16 protein-coding genes are annotated in these 19,977 nt (G+C 47.4%); 15 read left to right on the forward strand and 1 reads right to left on the reverse strand.

All coding sequences use genetic code 11. The features are described 5' to 3' along the window. The first annotated feature begins 6 nt into the window (after positions 1–6). The 9 genes from NT010_07580 (at position 7) to NT010_07620 (ending at position 11,225) form a co-directional block, all read left to right on the forward strand. Positions 7–1,029, forward strand: coding sequence for a PEP/pyruvate-binding domain-containing protein (locus NT010_07580; protein MCX5805912.1), 1,023 nt, complete (start codon positions 7–9; stop codon positions 1,027–1,029). Positions 1,030–1,106: 77 nt separating this feature from the next. After that, entirely contained in the window at positions 1,107–2,789 is a 1,683-nt protein-coding gene (locus NT010_07585; protein MCX5805913.1) for a PEP-utilizing enzyme, read from the forward strand. 143 nt (positions 2,790–2,932) lie between these two features. Beyond that, entirely contained in the window at positions 2,933–4,528 is a 1,596-nt protein-coding gene (locus tag NT010_07590; GenBank protein MCX5805914.1) for an AMP-binding protein, read from the forward strand. A 70-nt stretch (positions 4,529–4,598) separates the two neighbouring features. Further along, complete coding sequence (locus tag NT010_07595; GenBank protein ID MCX5805915.1) at positions 4,599–6,017, forward strand: hydroxymethylglutaryl-CoA synthase; 1,419 nt, start codon at positions 4,599–4,601, stop codon at positions 6,015–6,017. A gap of 29 nt (positions 6,018–6,046) precedes the next feature. Then, positions 6,047–7,240 carry an acetyl-CoA acetyltransferase gene (locus NT010_07600; GenBank protein ID MCX5805916.1) on the forward strand — a complete coding sequence of 398 codons (1,194 nt, stop codon included), beginning with the start codon at positions 6,047–6,049 and terminating at the stop codon, positions 7,238–7,240. Between the two features lie 168 nt (positions 7,241–7,408). After that, positions 7,409–7,924 (forward strand): hypothetical protein, encoded by a 516-nt coding sequence (locus NT010_07605; GenBank protein MCX5805917.1) that lies wholly within the window; start codon positions 7,409–7,411, stop codon positions 7,922–7,924. Then, a complete protein-coding gene (locus NT010_07610) occupies positions 7,917–8,576 on the forward strand; it encodes a DUF2284 domain-containing protein (protein ID MCX5805918.1) in 660 nt (219 codons plus the stop codon). The genes NT010_07605 and NT010_07610 overlap by 8 nt, the downstream gene beginning before the upstream one ends. A 63-nt stretch (positions 8,577–8,639) precedes the next feature. Beyond that, on the forward strand, positions 8,640–9,950 hold the full coding sequence (locus NT010_07615) for an MFS transporter (protein MCX5805919.1): 1,311 nt from the start codon (positions 8,640–8,642) through the stop codon (positions 9,948–9,950). Positions 9,951–10,610: 660 nt separating this feature from the next. Then, entirely contained in the window at positions 10,611–11,225 is a 615-nt protein-coding gene (locus NT010_07620; GenBank protein MCX5805920.1) for a cysteine hydrolase, read from the forward strand. 33 nt (positions 11,226–11,258) lie between these two features. Here NT010_07620 and NT010_07625 read toward each other — a convergent pair whose 3' ends face one another. After that, entirely contained in the window at positions 11,259–12,176 is a 918-nt protein-coding gene (locus NT010_07625; GenBank protein MCX5805921.1) for a LysR family transcriptional regulator, read from the reverse strand. Between the two features lie 296 nt (positions 12,177–12,472). Between NT010_07625 and NT010_07630 the strand changes: the two genes are divergently transcribed. The 6 genes from NT010_07630 (at position 12,473) to NT010_07655 (ending at position 19,952) form a co-directional block, all read left to right on the forward strand. Beyond that, positions 12,473–13,564, forward strand: coding sequence for a PEP/pyruvate-binding domain-containing protein (locus tag NT010_07630; GenBank protein ID MCX5805922.1), 1,092 nt, complete (start codon positions 12,473–12,475; stop codon positions 13,562–13,564). 170 nt (positions 13,565–13,734) lie between these two features. Beyond that, positions 13,735–15,555 carry a PEP-utilizing enzyme gene (locus NT010_07635; protein MCX5805923.1) on the forward strand — a complete coding sequence of 607 codons (1,821 nt, stop codon included), beginning with the start codon at positions 13,735–13,737 and terminating at the stop codon, positions 15,553–15,555. 162 nt (positions 15,556–15,717) lie between these two features. Beyond that, positions 15,718–16,002, forward strand: a complete 285-nt coding sequence (locus tag NT010_07640; GenBank protein ID MCX5805924.1) for a hypothetical protein — start codon at positions 15,718–15,720, stop codon at positions 16,000–16,002. A gap of 176 nt (positions 16,003–16,178) precedes the next feature. After that, positions 16,179–17,819, forward strand: coding sequence for an NAD(P)/FAD-dependent oxidoreductase (locus NT010_07645; GenBank protein ID MCX5805925.1), 1,641 nt, complete (start codon positions 16,179–16,181; stop codon positions 17,817–17,819). Between the two features lie 24 nt (positions 17,820–17,843). Then, positions 17,844–18,245 (forward strand): hypothetical protein, encoded by a 402-nt coding sequence (locus NT010_07650; protein MCX5805926.1) that lies wholly within the window; start codon positions 17,844–17,846, stop codon positions 18,243–18,245. Between the two features lie 33 nt (positions 18,246–18,278). After that, on the forward strand, positions 18,279–19,952 hold the full coding sequence (locus NT010_07655; protein MCX5805927.1) for an NAD(P)/FAD-dependent oxidoreductase: 1,674 nt from the start codon (positions 18,279–18,281) through the stop codon (positions 19,950–19,952). Positions 19,953–19,977 lie beyond the last annotated feature (25 nt).

Genomic DNA, 19,977 nt, shown 5'->3' on the forward strand with positions numbered 1-19,977 from the left:
GATAATATGTCTGATAAATGGATTTACTGGCTTGAGGAGCTTGGCAAGGAGGACAATGAACGTGTAGGCAGAAAGTGTGCCAACCTTGGTGAGATAACAAAAGCAGGTCTGCCTGTCCCGAAGGGATTCTGCCTATCCGTGGGTGCTTATGGGATGTTCATGGAACTTACCGGGGCTGCGGAAGAAATAGCACGTCTCCTGGAAACACACAAGCCTGCAGCGGACGATGTTAATGGAATCCGTACTCTAAGCAGGGCCATGCGGCACGCCGTTGAGTCGAAACCCCTGCCTCCAGAGATGGCTGACACAGTGCTGTCTTATTATAGCCAACTGTGCGACCAGGCCTGTACTCTGGACGTTGCTGTTTCCACACGGTCTGCTGGTGCAGTGAGCCATCCCGGCCAGTATGAGACATATCTCAATGTTAAAGGCAAAGATGATCTTCTTGACAAGGTGCGAAAAGTATGGGCAAGCACCTTCAACGAGAGATCTCTGGCTTTTTGCATTAACAAGGGTTTGACTCTCGGCAATGAGCCTATCGGAGTGGCCGTACTGACCATGGTTCAAGCACGGTCAGCAGGAATTGCCTTCAGTGCTGATCCGAATACGGGGGACACGTCAAAGATTATCATTGAAGCAAATTGGGGTCTAGGAGAGAGTGTCGTCAGCGGCGAACTAATGCCTGACCGCTGGGTAATAGACAAGGAAACGCTGGAAGTCCGCGAAAGAACTCTCGGGAGAAAGGATAAGGCCACAGTTTGCCTGGATTGCGGGATTGAAGATGCCGAAATCTCTCCCGAAAAGGCCTGTTCCTTTTGTCTTAGCGATGAAGAATTGAAAGAGATTGCAAAGCTGGCGAACAAACTTGAGGCACATTTCGGTCTGCCTCAGGACATTGAATGGGCTGTGGCTGAAGACAAGCCCTTCCCCAATATTGTTTTGCTGCAGACGCGCGCGGTTGTGATTTCAAAGCAGGCCCCGGTTGATCAGGTTCTTGATCTTATGGTTGGCTTGTTAGCTTTTAAATAGTAACGAAATGATTCGAGGAGTTTACTTTAAAACCATGGTGAACATGCCATGGCATAAAAATTAAAAGGGGGCAAGAGATGTTACATGATGCTTATGATTTATCGTTTTATGAGTTTGATGATGAGAAAGACTCGAAGGAGTACGGCGTTCTCCTATGCGATGTAGTTCATGGCAGACCGCCCATGAAACCAACTTATATGGGCATAGGCTGGTACTGGTATTATCATGGGGTGCGCTACGGAGCTGAAACCCTGCATTTACCCACTACTCATGGATGGGACTCGCGGTTTGTGCAAGGCTATCCCTATATTACTGCTATTCGTACTACCCCTGAGGAGGCAAAAGAGCGGGAGCCAATCTTCAGAGAGAAAATCAAACCATTCCTTGAAAACTTTGACGGCGTTTGGGACCCCTTGAAAGCGGAGTTACTGAAGATGTACAAGGAGGCAAAGGACGCACGGGGCCTTAAGGAGTGGGATGATATAAAAAAACTGAGCAATGCCGACCTGCTGAGTTTCTTCCTTGATTTTGCCTACATAATCAACCGGAAAGAAGGTGAAATCCATTTTATCATGCTAATGGCATCATTTTATATTGTTGGTCTACTTCAGGAAATGTGGAGAACTATTTTTGAAGAGGAGCCTTCCATTGATCCTAATTTCCATAAACTCATGTCAGGGTTTGAAAACCAGGATATGAAAATGGGCCGGATGATGTGGGAACTCGGTCGCAAGGCAGTAGAGCTTAACCTGGACGATATCTTTAGAAATACCGAGGATGATGTTCTCATAGACAAACTGAATACTTCTGAGGCCGGAAGAACATGGAACAGTCTCTATCATGAATTCCTGCTGGAACACGGGTGGCGCTCCGACCGGGCACATTCCTATGATAGCCCGGTCTGGCTTGAGAAACCAAGTATGGGCCTCAGTAGGATTAAGCTTCTTATGCACGCACCGCTGTTTAAATTCGACGTGGAAAGAGTTCGTGTAATCAAAGATCGTGAGGAGACTGAGAAAGAAGTACTTGCAAGAGTGCCGGAGGTACAAAGACCAGCTTTTAGTCTCCTTGTGAAAGCTGCGCAGAAATCAGGTTACTGGAGTGAGGATCATGGCTATTTCTGTGACTGCCATGTAGGCGCAATGGGTCGATGGATCCTACAGGAATTCGGCAGGAGGTTTGCACAGGCCGGGAGTATCGATGACGCCGAGGATGTCTATTTCCTCCATCCAAACGAGATACGTAAAGCTGCCATACCTTTGGGGAGGATTAATCTCCGTCCCTATGTCGAGCGGCGGAAGAAGGTCTGGGAAGAGAATATGAAGATCGAGCCGATACCATTTTTTGGAGACATAAGTCAGGCGCAGGATATACTCCGAAGCGATCCTACCCTTCTTGTTTCCACGCAGGTTCCTGTGGTGAGGAAAGAGTTAAAGGCCGATCTGTATGGCGCCGCCTGTGCTCCGGGGTCCTTTCAGGGAACAGCAAGAGTGATCATGAGTGTGGATAAAATATCTGAATTGAAACCCGGCGAAATACTGGTTGCTCCCGGCACCTCTACGGCATGGATGGTTGTATTCGGTATTATCAAGGGACTTGTGACAGACGGCGGCGGTGCTCTTTCTCATCCTGTTATCATGGCAAGGGAATTCGGTATCCCCTGTGTTTCCGGAACCGTTGAAGCCACGCAGAAGATCAAGACCGGCGACAAGATCTGGGTGGACGGCAATAGAGGGGTTGTCTACATCATGGACAAGTAATGCGTCAGACACGGAAGGTAGAAAGTTTGCCTCCGGGAAGACGCTCATAATTGAGCGACAAGACCGTAACTGAGTAAAAAATTAAGCATGGGACAGACACCTCAATGCATTGAGGTGTCTTATCGCTAAGAGGAGGTATTATAATGTCAGAAAGCAAAATCCCTTACGTACTCGGAGAATTGATCGAGGACAGGGCAAAAAGAAACGGCGATAGGGTTTTCCTTCGTTTCAAGGATCAGTCATTCACCTATGACGACATGAATCGTTATGCAAATAGATGCGCAAATGCATTCATACAGCAGGGCGTGGCAAAGGGTGACAAGATCAGCATCATGCTCCCTAACTGCCCTGAGTATCTGTTTATATGGTTCGGTTCGGCAAAAATGGGAGCGGTAGAAGTTCCCATCAATACCTCATACAAGGGTGAGTTCCTGCGTCATATCATTGACCAGTCCGATTCAAAGGTCCTGTTTCTTGATCACGAATGGCTGGACCGTCTTAAACTGATCGAGAATGACCTGAAGAAGCTCAAAAAGGTAGTGATCCTTGGCGGTCTTACCAAAGAGGAAAGTGCCGGTTACAATATTCCAATGATCAGTTTCGAGGAATTTTTTGACGCCCCAGAGTCTCCGGTTGACATTAAGATATATCCCCATGACCCTCAAAATATCATTTACACCTCTGGAACCACGGGACTCTCCAAGGGTGCATTGGGTCCCCATAAGTTCTGGATCGTAGTAGCGGAGCAGTTGCTTCCGTTGCGTGAGGGGGGAAAAGACGATATTTTCTATACATTCCTGCCTCTCTATCATATGAACGGGCAATGCCTCACCACCATCACAGCCCTGCTTGCAGAGGGTCAGATGGTCCTATCCGACAAGTTCAGCGCAAGTCGTTTCTGGGAGGACATCCGTAAGTACAATGCTACCCAGTTCAACTACCTGGGTGCTGTAATTCCTATTCTCGAAAAACAACCCGAAAAGCCTGATGATATTGATAACCCAATCAAGATTGCCTTTGGCGCCGGCTGCCCCCAGGCAGTCATGGACCGCTTCGAGAAAAGGTTCGGGTGCAAATGCATGGAAGGGTTCGGAATGACCGAGATCGGTATTCCGGTCCACACGACCCTGTATGACAGGAGACCCGGTTCATGCGGACAGCCTCTGCCTATATATGAGATCAAACTCTTTGACGATGAAGACAATGAAGTACCTCCTGGAGTGCCCGGAGAGATCGTCTTTCGCCCGAAAGAGCCTTTTACCATGATGCTTGAGTACTATAATATGCCCGATAAGACCCTCGAAACGTTCCGGAACCTCTGGTTTCACACCGGAGACCTGGCAAAGCGGGACGAAGACGGCTACATGTATTTTGAAGACCGGAAGAAGGATTCCCTCCGCAGAAGAGGGGAGAACATCTCCTCCTTTGAGGTGGAACGGGCCATCAATACACACCCCAAAGTACTCGAATCGGCAGCAGTTGCCGTCAAGGCTGAAATGCCCGAAGATGAAGTGAAAATATGCGTGGTCCTCAAACCTGGTGAGAAACTGACCCCCGAGGAACTGATCGCCCATGCAGTCGAGAGGATGCCCTACTTTGCTGTGCCGCGTTTCATAGAATTCATGGATAGTCTGCCTAAGACGCCTACGGAGCGTGTACAGAAATACTTACTGAAACAAGCAGGTATTACTCCGAATACATGGGACAGGGAGAAAGCCGGGGTTGAAGTTAAAAGATAAAAAACAAGGGCACTGTAGCTTTAAAAAAGTTAGTACGGATACTATGTGTTGGATAGATTGAGGAGGAAAGATGGCAGGGATTACATCAATTTGTGCCTATATACCCCGATATAGGCTTAGTTTGGAAGAAATAGGAAGGATGTGGCAGACACGGGGTGGAGCAGGAGAGAAAGCAATTGCCGGCTATGATGAGGATGCTGTTACCATGGCGGTAGCCGCTTCCCTGGCCTGTATGAAACGATCCGGCGGAGATGTGGACAGCCTTTATCTGGCTACTGTTACAGCCCCCTATAAGGAGAAGCAAAGTGCAGCATTTGTGGCAGGTGCAGCCGACCTTTATAAAACATGTCATACGGCGGACTTTACAAACACGCTGAGGGCTGGAACCACAGCGGTGAAAGCAGCCGTCGATGCAGTCAAAAGCGGCTCTGCCAGGCAGGTCCTCGTAGTAGCATCAGACTGCCGCATGGGCGCCCCAAAAGGCAAGTTTGAGCAACTACTCGGGGACGGGGCTGCAGCAGTCATGATAGGCTCGGACAATGTTATAGCAAACATCGAAGGCACCCATTCGATCTTCAGCGATTTTACCGATCTATGGAGAACAGAGAAGGACACTTTTATCCAATCCGGAGAAGGACGCTTCATAGATGAAGCAGGCTATATGCCCGTCATGAAAGAAGTCATTACAGAACTTATGGAAAAATATTCCCTCACATCGGGGGATTTCACAAAAATAGTTTTTTATGCACCTGACAGCAGGGCTCATGCCAACCTTGCGAAGACCATTGGATTCAGCAAGGATCAGGTTCAGGACCCGCTTTTCGGACAGATCGGCAATACCGGCACAGCAGCGGCAATGATCATGCTGGCGGCTGCCCTTGAGGAGGCAACACCTGGAGACAGGATACTCTTTGCCGGTTATGGTGATGGTGCTGATGTTTTTATATTGCGCGTTACCGACAGTATATCCAGGATTAAATCTGCTCCATCGATGAAGAGCATGCTGAAAAAAGGGGTTCCCGTGGACTACGGGAGATATCTCATCTGGCGCAACCTTGTTCCTGTTGAGCCTTCGGGTCTGCCTGAACGGGCCGAACCGTCGCTTGCTGCCAGGTGGAGAGAGCGTAAAACCATCAGGGCCTTATACGGGGCAAAGTGCAGGAAGTGCGGCACTCCCCAGATTCATCCCATCGGACAGATTTCCAGAGTCTGCGTGACATGCCAGACAAAGGACGATTTTGAGGATTACAAGTTCTCAGATAAAACAGGGAGACTTTTTACCTATGCCATAGATCAGTTGCAGCCGACACTTAATCCCCCTGGTCTTAACGGCGTTATTGACTTTGATGGCGGAGGCAGGCTGATATGTGAATTGACTGACTATGATTTGAGTAAGGTTGACACAGGCATGCCTGTGGATATGACTTTCAGGAAGCTCTCTCAGGGAAAGGGCATAATAAATTATTTTTGGAAGGCAAAACCGATTTAAAGTTTTAAAAAAGATAAGGAGCTACTTCAATGGAGAGCATTAAAGATAAAATAGCAATTGTAGGTATGGGCTGTACAAGATTCGGGGAACGATGGGATATGGGCGTGGAGGATCTTCTTGTTGAAGCTGCCTATGAAGCATTTCAGGATGCAGGTATTGAACCGAAAGCGATCCAGGCAGCCTGGATAGGGACGGTATTTTCCGGCATGAGCGCCATGACCCTGGCGCCCCTGGGGTTGCAGTACATTCCTATTACGAGAGTTGAAAACATGTGTGCCACCGGTTCTGAAGCTCTGAGGGCTGCAAGCTATGCCGTTGCAGCAGGCGTATGCGATATTGCACTGGCAATCGGTGTTGAGAAGCTCAAAGACTCAGGACAAACGGGAGTAAAGGGACCGGCAATCGTCGGGGACAATCCCGACGGAAGCTCGGCCATCGGCTCAGGGTACAGTGCCCCGGCTTCCTTCGCCTATCTGGGGACCCGTTACTTCAGCCACTATAATATAGACCGCGATGCAGGCAAGAGACTTCTCGCTGAGATCGCGGTGAAGAACCACTATAACGGCAGCCTGAATCCCAAGGCTCATTTTCACAACATACTTACCGTTGAACAAGTGGTAAAAGCGCCTATCGTGGCGTGGCCCCTCGGTTTGTTTGATTGCTGCGGTGTCAGCGATGGGGCAGCAGCAGCTATAGTTACCCGTGCCGATATGGCGAAGAATTTTCGTAGCGACCCCATCTATATCAAGGGATTGGCTATTAGTGCCGGGGCCCGTCAGGGTTCCATGAGACAGGATTATGATTATGTCCATGTTGATGAGAATGTACGTGCCGCTCAGCAAGTCTATGCCGAGGCAGGCATAAAAGATCCTCGCAAAGAGATAAGTTGCGCTGAGGTGCACGACTGTTTTACTGCTCATGAACTTATTGTGTACGAGGATCTTGGCTTCAGTTCCCGAGGAGGGGCAAGAGAAGACATCGAGGCGGGAACCTTTACACTGAAGGGGGAAATTCCTGTTAACCCCGATGGCGGCCTGAAATGCTTCGGTCATCCCCTGGGAGCCAGCGGCCTGCGGATGATGTATGAGGTCTACCTGCAGCTTCAAGGTAAGGCAGGACCCCGTCAGGTGAAAAATCCGCGTCTTGGAATGACCCACAACCTGGGAGGCAATGCCGGTGCAGGAATAGGGTGCTGTGTTGTGGTGGGGAATGAAAAAGGGTGATGGGGGAAACAGAGATTGAAGGAGTTATTCCATTTAGTCTTTGTTTGTATCGGTAATCGCAACCGAAGTCCTTACGCTGAGTTTTTCTTCTCTAAGCTGATCAGCGAAAGAGATAAGAGCCTTATTAATAAGATAAGAGTAACGTCTGCGGGGTTTATTACAAGGAAGATGAAAAACAAGATGGTAGAACTCAATATAAGTCTACCCGAACCTTTATTTGGCAGACCTATTGCTGAAAGTACGCGGGCAGCGCTACTCAGTCATAACATCATTGTTCCCGATGAATGGAGGACAAGCGGTCTAACTCCTGAGGTTGTAGATGAGGCGGATATGATAATTGCAGTATTGCCTGACCAAAAGAAGGACATTGCTGAACTCTATCCGGAAAACGAGTTCAAGATCTTCACCATAAGAGAGGTGTCGAGATGGGATGGGTACCTGGTGCAGGAGGATTATGGGTTCAAGGACATTCCCGAGGATAATACCCTTTGGAATTACGTCGAGGAGAATCCCGATTATGTTTCAAGTATCCTGTCCGAAATGGAAAGGATGTTGGTAAGGGCGTATCCCCATATTCTTGAACATTTGGGGCTCAAATCTATGGGTGAAAGAAACTTGATGACAGATTCAACAATAACTGATATAGGATTGAAAGACCAGAAAAAAGGAATCCAAAATGGATGACGATGTAAAGGGGCCTGCGCGTCTTATTACGTTGGATATAACTTACGAAACACTGCGACAGGACCTGGAACATTTCAGGCAAAAGGCACTCGAACTTGGAGCGTCAATGGCGGAAATCATACCGGCAGACTGGGTGGAGATTGACGAGAGGGTACGGCTCAAGTGCACTGTTCCAATGTGTCCTCATTACGGCAAGAGTGCCTATTGTCCACCGAATGCCCCTGATATCGATTTTGTTCGCCGTGCGATCAGCCGTTATAAATGGGCAATCCTCTTCGCACTGGACGTGATCCCGGTGTCCGAATTTTCCGAACGGACAGTGCAGCATAAATCAGGGATAGAATGGACCAAAAAAGATATGGAAATAACAGGCAGGTTGGAAACTATAGCCTTCGGCAACGGATATTATCTTGCTATGGGATTTTGCCAGTTCAGTTGTAACGCAGCACTCTGTGCATCTGAAAAGTGTCAGGTGCTTCAGGGAAACAAATGTGCCCATCCGCTTAAGGCCAGGCCCTCAATGGAAGGAATGGGGATAGATGTATACCGTTTGGTGAGAAAAGCAGGGTGGGAGATTTATCCGATTTACAGAAGTGTGGACCCTGCAGCGGTACCACGAGCGCTTGCTGTGGGGATCGTTTTTATCTTCTGAATTCTTAAACGGGAGGTGATTCGAAGAATTACAGGTTCACAGAAATAAAAAAAAGGAGGGATTATGAAGTATTATTTGAAATTTACGATACTTGCGGGTTTGATCTGGGGTTTTATTGCTATTCAGCGTATTGTCATTGCTATTATTATGCCTGCGATTCAGGCTGAGATGAAGTTCAGTTATACTGATGTTGGTATGATCATATCCATTACAGGGCTCATCTGGGCCTTCGGCACGATCATCTGGGCAGCTATCGGTGACAAATTCGGCCGTCGCCCGGTCATTGTGGGTTGTACCATCCTTGCCTCTGTCTTTTCCTGGATGACCGGTATGGTAAATACGCTTGGCGGTATGCTCGCAGTCCGGGGAGTCCTGGGATTTTTTGAGGGAGGCCCCTGGGGTCCAATCATTGCTACAGTAGGGGAAGAATCTCCCGAGGAGAAGAGGGGTTTGCTGGTAAGCCTCATCCCCGGCAGTTTTTTTCTTATCGGTGTATTTCTGGGACCAATTCTTGCTGTCTGGCTCCTTACAAAGTTTGGGTCCTGGCGGCCTGTGTTTTATATCATATCAATACCGGGCGCAATCCTCGCCATAATTGCAGCATTCTTAATGCATGAGCCGGCATCTGTTGCAGCAGGGATCAAGGCGCGTAAAGAAGGCAAGGAAAGGGTTGTTATGCAGCACGGGCATAAGGTAAAAATCACCGATGTGCTCAAATACAAGAATGTAATCATTTCGACCATAAACAGCATACCGGTCATGGCCTGGCTATGGATTTACAGTGGCTTCTCCGCATTATTTCTTGCCAGGGTTCACAATATGAGCATGGAAGGCATCGGCCTTGCTATGGGCGCCTCCGGTATCGGTGGATTCCTCGGGATGATAATTATGGGACGGTTGTCGGACGGAATAGGACGTAAGCCCGCCATTATCATAAGCGGCCTGCTATGCTGTCTCGCAGGTGTCGGGATCATCGCTATGCCTGTGGGCACTACTCTCAGCGCTTTCGCCATCCTCTTTTTCTTCTGGGGCATGTTCGGTGGAGCCTTCTTCCCTCTGTATGTGGGCACCCTGGCCCCGGAAGCTGTACCGCCGGAATTTGCCGGAACAGCCGTGGGTGTTCCTACGGCAGTAGGGGAGATTATCGGTGCAGCCATTATGCCGACTATTGCGGGTGCTCTTGCCGATAAGTTCGATCTCTATGCACCTATGTGGATGGCTGCAATAGCAGGACTATTGGTTATGGTTATCTCGACGGCCTATGTAGAAACGGCGCCAAGGAAGGTTGCAAAAATGTCCAAAAAACCGACAAGGGACGATCATCTGCTCCCGCCGTTCAGGGGTAAGCAGTCGACCGCTACACCTCAGGCGTAGGTCCCAAAAGGTTTGTCCGAATGCCACAAGAAGTGCGGGCCCAAGAGGTGAGAAAGCAAGGCATATGTACAGTACGTTATTTCAGAATCGATCCTTTGGCGTCTTGTTTCTTGTGGCAAAAAGACAAAGATTTCTCTGTCATCCCGGGTCGTTTATTCGCTCCGAATGTATGCTGTTTACGCAAAACTTTTAAAAATATAGGATTTAGAAATGAGAAGGTCTACAGTGATGCGGTTCAGTATGTTCAGTAAGTATTTTATCATGGCACCAATACTGGATCAGAAATACGATAACCGGCAGTCATAGGGATGAGGCGTTCCTGAAGTCCCGTCCCTTCCGCCAGGCAAGGCACGGGACTTCAGGAACAGCCGGGATTTCTATTTGTTTATCGGGAGGTCACTTCCGCATAAATGATGTGCCCTGAATCGGACAAACAGAAACAGGAGTTATTACAGCATGAATATGTCAGAGCGCCGGGTAACTCCGCTTACAAATACGGGAAACTCTGGTAGCTTTTCTTAAATGATGGGGTGACCTCTCTTACGGGGACAGGAGCAAGCCCTAATATATAGATTCCCAACCCCAAAACCGAGGCCAGGATAGTCCGAGGATGATCCTGGCCTCCCCCCTTTCAGGACGGAAACTAAATAGGAGGAACTTATGGATATTACCAACCTGACGCGGAAAGTTGCACCGGAACAAACCGCGCTTCTGATAGTGGATATGCAGAAGGATTATTGCTGTGAAGGCGGGGTTTTCCACAGAACAGGCTTTGATGTAGAAATTGCCAAAGCGCTTGCAGTAAGGCTCAATCTTTTTCTGAACCATGCAAGGAAAGTGCTTAAACATATCATTCATTTAAAGATGACCAAGATATCATTCCTTAGTTCACCGGCAGCGCTTGAACACTATCAGCGTCTGGGCATTGAAAGACGCTATGATCCTTCATACTCGGACTTTTATGAAGTTGTACCAATCGAAGGTGAACTTGTAATACCCAAATACAGACATTCCGGCTTTGTTTCAACATACCTTGAACAATTTCTGAAGATAGGCGACATAAAGACATTAATTCTAACAGGATTGGCTGCAAACGTTTGCATAGAATCCACGGCACGAGACGGATTTGCAAGGGATTACCATATAGTTGTCCCCGAAGATTTAACTGAAGGGACAAGCTCGGAGGCCAAAAAATGGTCGCTTATCAATATAGACTCTTTTTTCGGTGAAATTGTTAAGTCAAATGACCTGCTCTGCTGTTGGGGTATTGTCTGAAGTAAAAAAGAAGCCTGAACTTATGGGTACAGATTAAGTGTCCATGAGGAGAATCTCGAGATTAAAATGTTCCCTGATAACGTTCAAAAAGGCTTCGACTAAAGGGGACTGGCTGATTTTCCTGTTTGTCAGAATATCGATCCCCAGCTTTATTTCACCATCTACGACGGGGATGATCTTGAGTAGTTCCTGGGCCACTTCTTCGCGGACGTTCGGCAGGAACATCAGCGCAATCCCCTTTCTCTGTCGAGCTAACCCCTTGGCGCACTCGATGTTGTCCACCTCAGCTCCAACCAGAGGTTTCAGCCGCCTGCTCATGAAATGCCGGCGTACAATTTCCCGTGCGCAGGAGCCTTCATGCTGAATGATAAGGGGGTAATTAGCTAAATCCTCCCATGTTACTGTACCACTAACTGCTAAGGGGTGGTCGGGACTGGCCACAAAAACCATCTGCTCGACATCAGGGACACGGAGTACCCTCAGATTATCGTCACTTCTTGGCAAAGAGCCCACAAGGCAGATGTCATGCCTGAAATGGGTCAGTTCCTCCACCAGAAGCGCTGAAGTAGCTTGCCTCATTGTAACCTGGACGGAAGGGTAAATATCCTTAAATTTATCAATAATGCCAACAAGATAGAACATCAGTGTGCCCGAGATACCTATATGCAGGGTTGTCAGCATGTAACTTTTCAGGAAATTATCGATCATCATGACTTTATCAAAGAGTCCTTCTGCATGAGTAAACAACTTTTCACCGGCCTTGGTAAGATGGGCACGTTTTTTCTTAACATAGATAAGCTTCACTCCATATCGAAGCTCCAGCGCTCTGATCTGTTGATTTACTGCAGGTTCAGTGATGCAAAGTTTGTCGGAAGCGGTGCTATAGCTTCCCTCGCGGGCAACGAAATAGAAAGTAATTATGTGCTGAAGGTTGACCTGAGGCGGTCTCATTACCCAAGTCTAAACTATTACAAACAGTGCGTCAAGTTCTTACCAACCATTTGACAGCTTACGAAGTTGTTAGAAACTATGAATTGATTACCCTTGGAGAGTTCGTTAAAAATACTAATGTAAGTGTGAAAAAGCAGCAATCAGGGGTTTGAGAAGTTGGATTGGAAAATATCCAAGCTAAGCAATGAAGGTAAAGCCCGTAAAGAAATTGTGACAAAAGAATTTGAGAAGGGAGGCAATGCAGAAGTAAAAAAGAGTCAGGTATTCTAATAAACTCAGAACCGGGGAGGAAGGCAATGGAAAAGAAAATGTTTATCTGTTGGTTTGAAGAGTTATGCAAGGACGATGCCCCTGTTGTAGGCAAGAAGTGTGCAAACCTGGGGGAGATGACCCGATTGGGGATGAATGTCCCACCTGGTTTTTCTCTTACCCTTGCTCTATATGAGAAGTTTCTCCAGGATAGTGGCCTTGGAGAGCGGCTTGGCCGATACATCGGGAACCTTGAAGATCTCAAAGGAGCGGGCGTTGAACGTCTTAGAGGAGTAAGCTCCGAACTCCGCGGCATGATCGAAAATGAACCAATGCCGAAAGAAATAGCAAACCTTATATGGGAACATTACGATGAGTTGTGCAAAAGAGTAGGCATTCCTAATACCTCTGTTTCTGTGCGATCAGCCGGGGTTGCAAGCCGGCCCGGCATGTTTGAAACCTATCTTAACATTGAGGGAAAAGAAGAAGTGGTGGATCACGTGCAAAAGGTGTGGGCCAGTGCCTTTACCCCCAGGGCGATTGCCTTCCGCATCAGCAAAGGATTGGCCATTGACTACGACATGCTTGGCGTGGCGGTGGTAAAGATGGTCAATGCTAGGGCAGCCGGGATAGGTTTTACCATTGACCCGGTACTTGGCGACGACTCCAAAGTCATAATCGAGGCTAATTGGGGATTAGGCGAAGGCGTGGTAAGCGGCGTTGAGAACGTAGACAGGTGGACAGTCGACAAGCAGACTTTGAAGATAGTGGAGAGTTCCGTAGGTAAAAAGATGAAATGTGTTATCAATATGGAAAAAAGCGCTGATTGGGCTGAGGTGCCTTCAGATAAACAGGACAAACCTTGTCTTAGCGACGAGGAAATAAAGGCTGTGGCTGAAGTTGCGATACACTTGGAACAAAAGTTGGGACAGCCGCAGGATATGGAGTGGGCAGTGGATCCTGACTTCCCAGCAGGCAAAAACGTATTCCTGCTCCAAACGCGTCTTGCAAAATCTGTGGCTAAAAAGGCGGTTTCTGAATCAAAAGACCTTGCCGACAAATTGGCCAGTAACTTAAGGTCGTCAGTAGATGTGTCCAAAACGGCTGAAAAAATAAAGAAAGTAGTGTTCAAATTTTAATTTTTAAATAATAAGTAGGCATATTTTAAAGGATAACCAGAGGGGAGGTGGCATTAGAGTCTATATTGTTAATCTGAGGCAAAATTACGTAGTCTCAGGTCAATATGGATAGGAAAGCAAAATTATTTTCACCGAGATTCAAAATACTTAGATTTAAAAGGGAGGGTAAAATGTCAGAAGAAGGATCGAGAAGTGAAGTGTCTTCAAAAGAGGCGATGTGGAAGAAATGGGAGCAGGATGAGAAGGAGGGCAAGCTGAAGGCAGGAGATGCTATTTGGGGCGTAAGTCCGGGTTATGACCTGATACCGGAGATCGATTTACCGTTAAATCATTCATACTTCTTTGATGGCACTCATTCATGTCCGCCTCTTTCTCCCTTGGGCCTTCAGCTCTACTGGTCAAGAGGATGTACCCATGGATTGAAGTACGTAAATTCATATTTCAGTTTGCCTACGTGCTACGGCTGGCAGGGAAGGGCCAAGGACGGCGGAATCTATTGGAGTTTTCTCATAGAGACCGACGAGGAGAAGATAAAGGAAAGGGAGCCTAAGTTTAGAAAAGCCCTGCAGCCCTTTATCGACGATTTTGACGGAATCTGGGAGAAGAACAAGGAAGAGCTGTTCGAAATGTATGGAAAGTTGAGAAAGTTTAAGCCAGCAACAGCAACCAACATCGATTTCATCCATTTTCATTGGGACCTTGAGCGCGCAAGTCTGAGGCAGTGGGAAATCCATTTTCTCGGTATGCAGTCATCATATTCCGCTTGGATTTTGTTGGAGAAAGAGTGTAAGGAACGCTTTGGCATAGACGATAAAGGGGCAGAATTTCAAGACATGCTGCGCGGTTTCGACAATGAAATTTATAAAGTCGATAAAGAGTTGTGGGTACTGGCAAAGGAGGCGGTAGATATGGGGCTTTCTGATGTATTTAAGGCGAAGACCCAGCAAGAGATCATTCCGACCTTGGAACAATCAAAGGTGGGCAAGTTATGGTTGAGGGAATTTGATCGATTTATGCAGGAGAGGGGATGGAGAGCGACCAATCCCTTTGATATGGTGGCGCCCACCTGGCTGGAAGCCCCCGATGTCCCGGTAAAGAAGGTAAAAGACTATATTGAATCAGGCGAAGCGGAAAGGCAAGATTATGCCTTGGATGAGAAAAGAAAAGAACTTTCCGTAAAAAGAGAAGATGCTGTAAAGAAGATGCTGGACAGGGTGCCCCCTGCAGAGAAAGCATCGTTCAAATCGCTTATTAATCTAGCCCAAAAGGCTTCTAGCTACAGCGAGGAGCATGACCTCTATTGCGAGATGACCATGATGGCCATATTGCGCTGGGGTTACCTTGCCATAGGGAAGTGGCTCTGTGACCAAGGGTGTATGGATCGTCCTGACGACATCTTCATGATGAACACTTTAGAAATCGAATCAACTGTTCTGGTGCCAGGCAAAGCCGATATGCGATGGTTAACCGGAAGGCGAAGGGCAGAATGGGAGGCGTTGACAGATCGGTTCAGTAAAGAAGGTGAATTCAGACCACCGCTTTATACAGATAGAGGTGACTTGATGGAAGCAGTCGGCAGAGACCTCATACCCTCGTTTGACCCTATTGCCATCAAGATTGTGGTGGGCGATATGCCTAATGTGACCGCCGAGGAAATAGGGGCGGATATCGTGGGTATTTGCGGCTGCCCGGGTATTGCAGAAGGTACTGCCAAAGTTATTATGGATTGTAAAGATCTCGGCGAGCTAAAGGCTGGTGATATCCTGGTGTGTCCGGGCACAAGCCCTGAATGGACGATTGCATTCGGTCTTGCTGGAGCTGTTGTTGGCGATAGAGGCGGAACCCTGTCACATACGGCCATTATCGGTCGGGAATACGGGCTTCCCACAATTGTTAATACCTTTGTCGCCTGCGAACAGATAAAGTCAGGGATGCGGATACGGGTAGATGCGGGTAAAGGGGCAATCTACATACTCGACAAAGACAAGTAGGTGTGAATTGAAGCCGGAAGGACAGAGTGCCACGGGCTTTACCGTGGACATATAACCTATAGGGCGGCACAGTCGCCGCCCTATACTGATATTATGTTCGAAGTGGCTTGGTTCAGGCTACAGAGCCTTAAGCAGAACCTAATTTCTATCGGAGGTGTTCCAATGTTAAAGATTGTTTTTAGTTATGAGGTCCCCATCGAGAAACATGATGAATATCTGCAAATTACGAAAGATGTGATCAAACCATTCTGGGAATCCCACGGGTGTGATGCCTATACGGTCTGGCTTTCTCTGGAAGGATCAACAAAGTTTATGAAAGAGATGGTCTTCAAGGACGAGCTTACGATGAAGAGCACAATGAGCCTGGCTGAAGCGGAACCCGTCAAGAAACTCTTTTTTCAATTTGCGGGAAGCATAACTCGCGTGATCTACAGTCAGGTGGCGTGAATTTTTGTACATGATATGGCACCCAGTCGTCTGGTCAAGGAATAGATGGAATATAATTGCATTGGAAGTAAGGCGTGGTGAACGCCATAAAAAATAAGATAAACATGAGTCTCTTGTAAGGGTGTCGTTATAGTTTTTGTTGATAGTTTTACAAGAGACTCACAGGAGGTAGAATTATGAGAGAGTTGGAATACGATGGTATTATTATTGGTGCTGGTCCGAATGGACTTACAACTGCCGGTTATTTAACTAAGGCAGGTTTGAAAGTTGCGATTCTGGAAAGAAGATATGAGATAGGCGGAGGACTGGCCACAGAAAACCTTCTCCTTCCCGGCATGCTTGTTGACAGCCATGCTATTTACCACATGATGGTAGAATGGGCTCCACCCATGAGGGATTTCGAACTGGAGACAAAGTATGACCTGAAATGGATCTATCCTGATCTTCAGGTTGTCATGCCTTTTCAGGATGGAACATATCTTGCCCTGTACAGCGATCCGCAAAAATCAGCAGAGTCTATCGCACAGTTTTCAAAAAAGGATGCAGAGACCTTCCTGAACTTCGCCAACATATCCGAAGAGGCTATGGGAGTATTCCTGGCCCCGGCAAGTTACGTGAACCCCCTTCCCAGTATTGAACAGGCTGCAAAGCTTGAGCTTCATCCTGCCACAAAATGGGATGATGAACTTACGGGATTTACACCGAAACAGATTGTTGATTCATGGTTTGAAAACGATAAGGTCCGTGCATTGTTTCTCTATTGCGCCACCATGTGGGGTCTTGATTATGACCTTGAAGGTCTCGGATACCTCGTGCCTCTCATGATAAACCGTGCATGGCATTTCAAGCTGTCTCACATGGGTTCTCACCACGTAGCACATCTTATGGGTAAGTATATCTCTGAGAACGGCGGCAGGGTAATAAGCGGATGTGAAATAAAGAGAATTATCGTAGAGAACAATGAGGCTAAGGGAGTTGAACTTAAAGACGGCACAATCCTCAAGGCAAAGCAGTTTGTCTGCAGTACTCTTAACCCTCACCAGACCTTCTATGACATGGTAGGTAAAGAGCATCTCAGTTCAGAACTTATTACAAGACTTGATCAGTGGCATTATTCTGATATGAGCTTTTTTACCGTACACCTTGCCTTAACGGAAAAACCTCATTTCAAGATATTCGATAAGCATCCGGAACTTGAAAACGCACTTATCTATGTAGTCGGATATGAGAGTGAGCAGGATCTTGTCGATCACTTTGAAGCTTCAAAAAGAGGAGAACTCCATGACGGCGGTTTCAACTGTTGCTTCCCTTCCATACACGACCCTATAAGAGTACACCGTAAAGAAGGCAGCTTCGTGAAACACATAGGTCTCATTACCATGGAATGCGCACCGTACAACCTTAAAGACGGCGGCGGTCTTGGATGGAACAAACACAGAAGGCCCTATGCGGAACGCTGCAAAAAGATACTTGAAAAATATGCACCTAATATGAATAAAGACACTGTCGTATGGGATTATATAGGTACACCCCTTGATACAGAAAACAAGTTCCCTGATATGAAACAGGGCTGTTTCAAACAGGGCGCTTATCTCCCCTTACAGATGGGATTTATGAGACCCAATGAATACTGCGGCCAGCACGATACGCCTATAAAGAATCTCTACGTTGGCGGAGCTTCCACTCACTCAGGCGGTATGATCACCTACGGTCCGGGCTTTAATGCAGCAGAAAAGATTGCTGAAGATCTGGGGATTAAAAAATGGTGGCCTGAACCACGCGGCGTTAAAGAAGCCAGAGATTTAGGACTATTTTAGTAACGGGAATATAAGGAGGATACCATGTTTATGCGATCAACTGGTTTAGGAAGGACATTACTCACTGGTAGGGTATCGAACATTTTTGCTACCACAATTGTACCTTCTACATTGGAAGAACCTCAGGGAGGAGTCACGGAACCTGTCCGTATGATGATGATGGAAATTGTGAACCCTGTGCACTGGACAGTACGTGCTTTTTTGGATCCATCTGATTTGAGAAAGATAGTGAAGGTAGTAGTGACAAATCCGTCACTCATCCTCAAGGGTATAAAGTTCTTTTTCTCAAAAGACCCGGATTACGGGGAATTGGCAAAGGCGGAAGCATCAGCCCCTAAAGCAGCGCCAGGAAGTGTTCCGAAAGGGCCAGGTGGAGTACCAAGCGCTGCGCCCAAAGGACCTGGCGCCATACCATCAAGAGCATGAATTTAATGAAGATATAAGAATAAGGAGGGTTTTATGGCAGATAAAAAATACGATGCGGTTATAGTAGGCGGCGGGCATCACGCCACAATCATAGCCTGCTATTTGGCAAGGGCCGGTTTAAAGACGGCGATGTTCGAGAGGTGGCACGAAATGGGCGGCGGTGCATGCGGGGAAGAACTGCCGTTGCCTGGTTTTATCATGAACCCGTGCGCACAGTGGACCAGATTTTATTCTCATCCGGCTTATTCAGAATTCAACCTGAGGGACTACGGGCTTGCCTATGCCTTCCCTGAATACAATGAGGCCTGGGTATATCCGGATGGCCGATATATCTTGGGTAAAGCAATTTATGATGTGAAGGATAAAATAACCGGAAAGGACGAGTTCTCCTCTGAAAATGCACAGGACCTGGTGAATCAGATTGCACAATTCAGCAAACACGATGCTGCAGTTGCCGAGGATGTAATAGAAAGATACAGGAATAGATGGAGGGTGGCATTTAGAAAATTCCGTTTTAGCGGGCCGGATGATTGGGGGGATGGTAAAGATCCCCTGGAAGAGCTCTTTGATGATCCGAAATATGGTGTTGACCCAAAGTATATTGATATGACAATAGGAGAACAGGCAGTAACCCTCTGGGAAAGTCCGGAGCTGCAGACATTTTATATGCGATGCCATATGACATCGCACGGCCTTTATCCGAGCGAAAAGTGCGGGCTCATGTGGTTTATACACGTATTAGCCCTGATGTTGTCCATGGAACCTGGAGCTGTTGCAGTGGGAGGAACCCACAGCATAACCCATGCTTTACTGAGGGCATATGAAGATATTGGTGGAGAATTCTTTGTTCTGAATGAGGTCGAAAAGGTACTTGTTGAAAACGGGACTGCGAAAGGCATAAGATTAATTGACGGATCAGATATAAAAGCGGACGTAGTGGTGAGCGATCTTAGCATTAATCTGGCCCTTGATATGCTGGGCAAAGAACATGTTCCGGACGATATATGGATGAAGGCGCAGAAACTCCTGGAAAAGCCCGTCCTTATGAATGATACAGGATATGAAAGGACAAGCATTTTTTGGGGCGCCCTTGCCATGATGGAACCCCCGACCTTTACTTCTCACAAGGACATGCATCTGGCGGCGAGGTTATATTTCGGAGAAAGCGATGCCGAGTATTTTCTGAGCGGCCAGTATCAGAAAGAAATATGGGAAACAGGGATATCGAGCAAGGTGTACCTGGCTGTTGCGTCGGCGGATCATGCCTATGATTCAACACGCTGTCCGACCGGGAGATATACCCAAATGATTGAAGAGTTTACGTGGCCGTGGAGAAATTGGCCCGAACTAAAATGGTTGAGCATGAATAAGGTAGTGCCTCCCCGCTGGCTTAAAGAGTGGTCAAGGTATGCGCCTAATATGACCATGGAGAACCTAATCGAGGCTTATATTACCACGCCTGATCATGTGCTCAACAGAAACCCCTGTGCGCATGGCGGTGGTTGGGGTGCTCTTGATGTCACGCCGGAGCGATGTGGGAGGTTCAGACCCTTTGTAGGGGTAAATAATTATCGGCTCCCTGCAAAGAATTACTATCTCTGCTCTCACGCTGCCCACTCGGCCCACGGTATTGGACGAGGCAGCAGCCTTAATTGCTACAGGGCTATTGCAAAGGATCTGGGTCTTAAGTATCAACCAGCGGGATAATAAGCTTGTGAGAAGCAAAAAAGCC

It is taken from the genome of Pseudomonadota bacterium, from assembly GCA_026388275.1.
In the GTDB taxonomy this organism is placed as follows: domain Bacteria; phylum Desulfobacterota; class Syntrophorhabdia; order Syntrophorhabdales; family Syntrophorhabdaceae; genus JAPLKB01.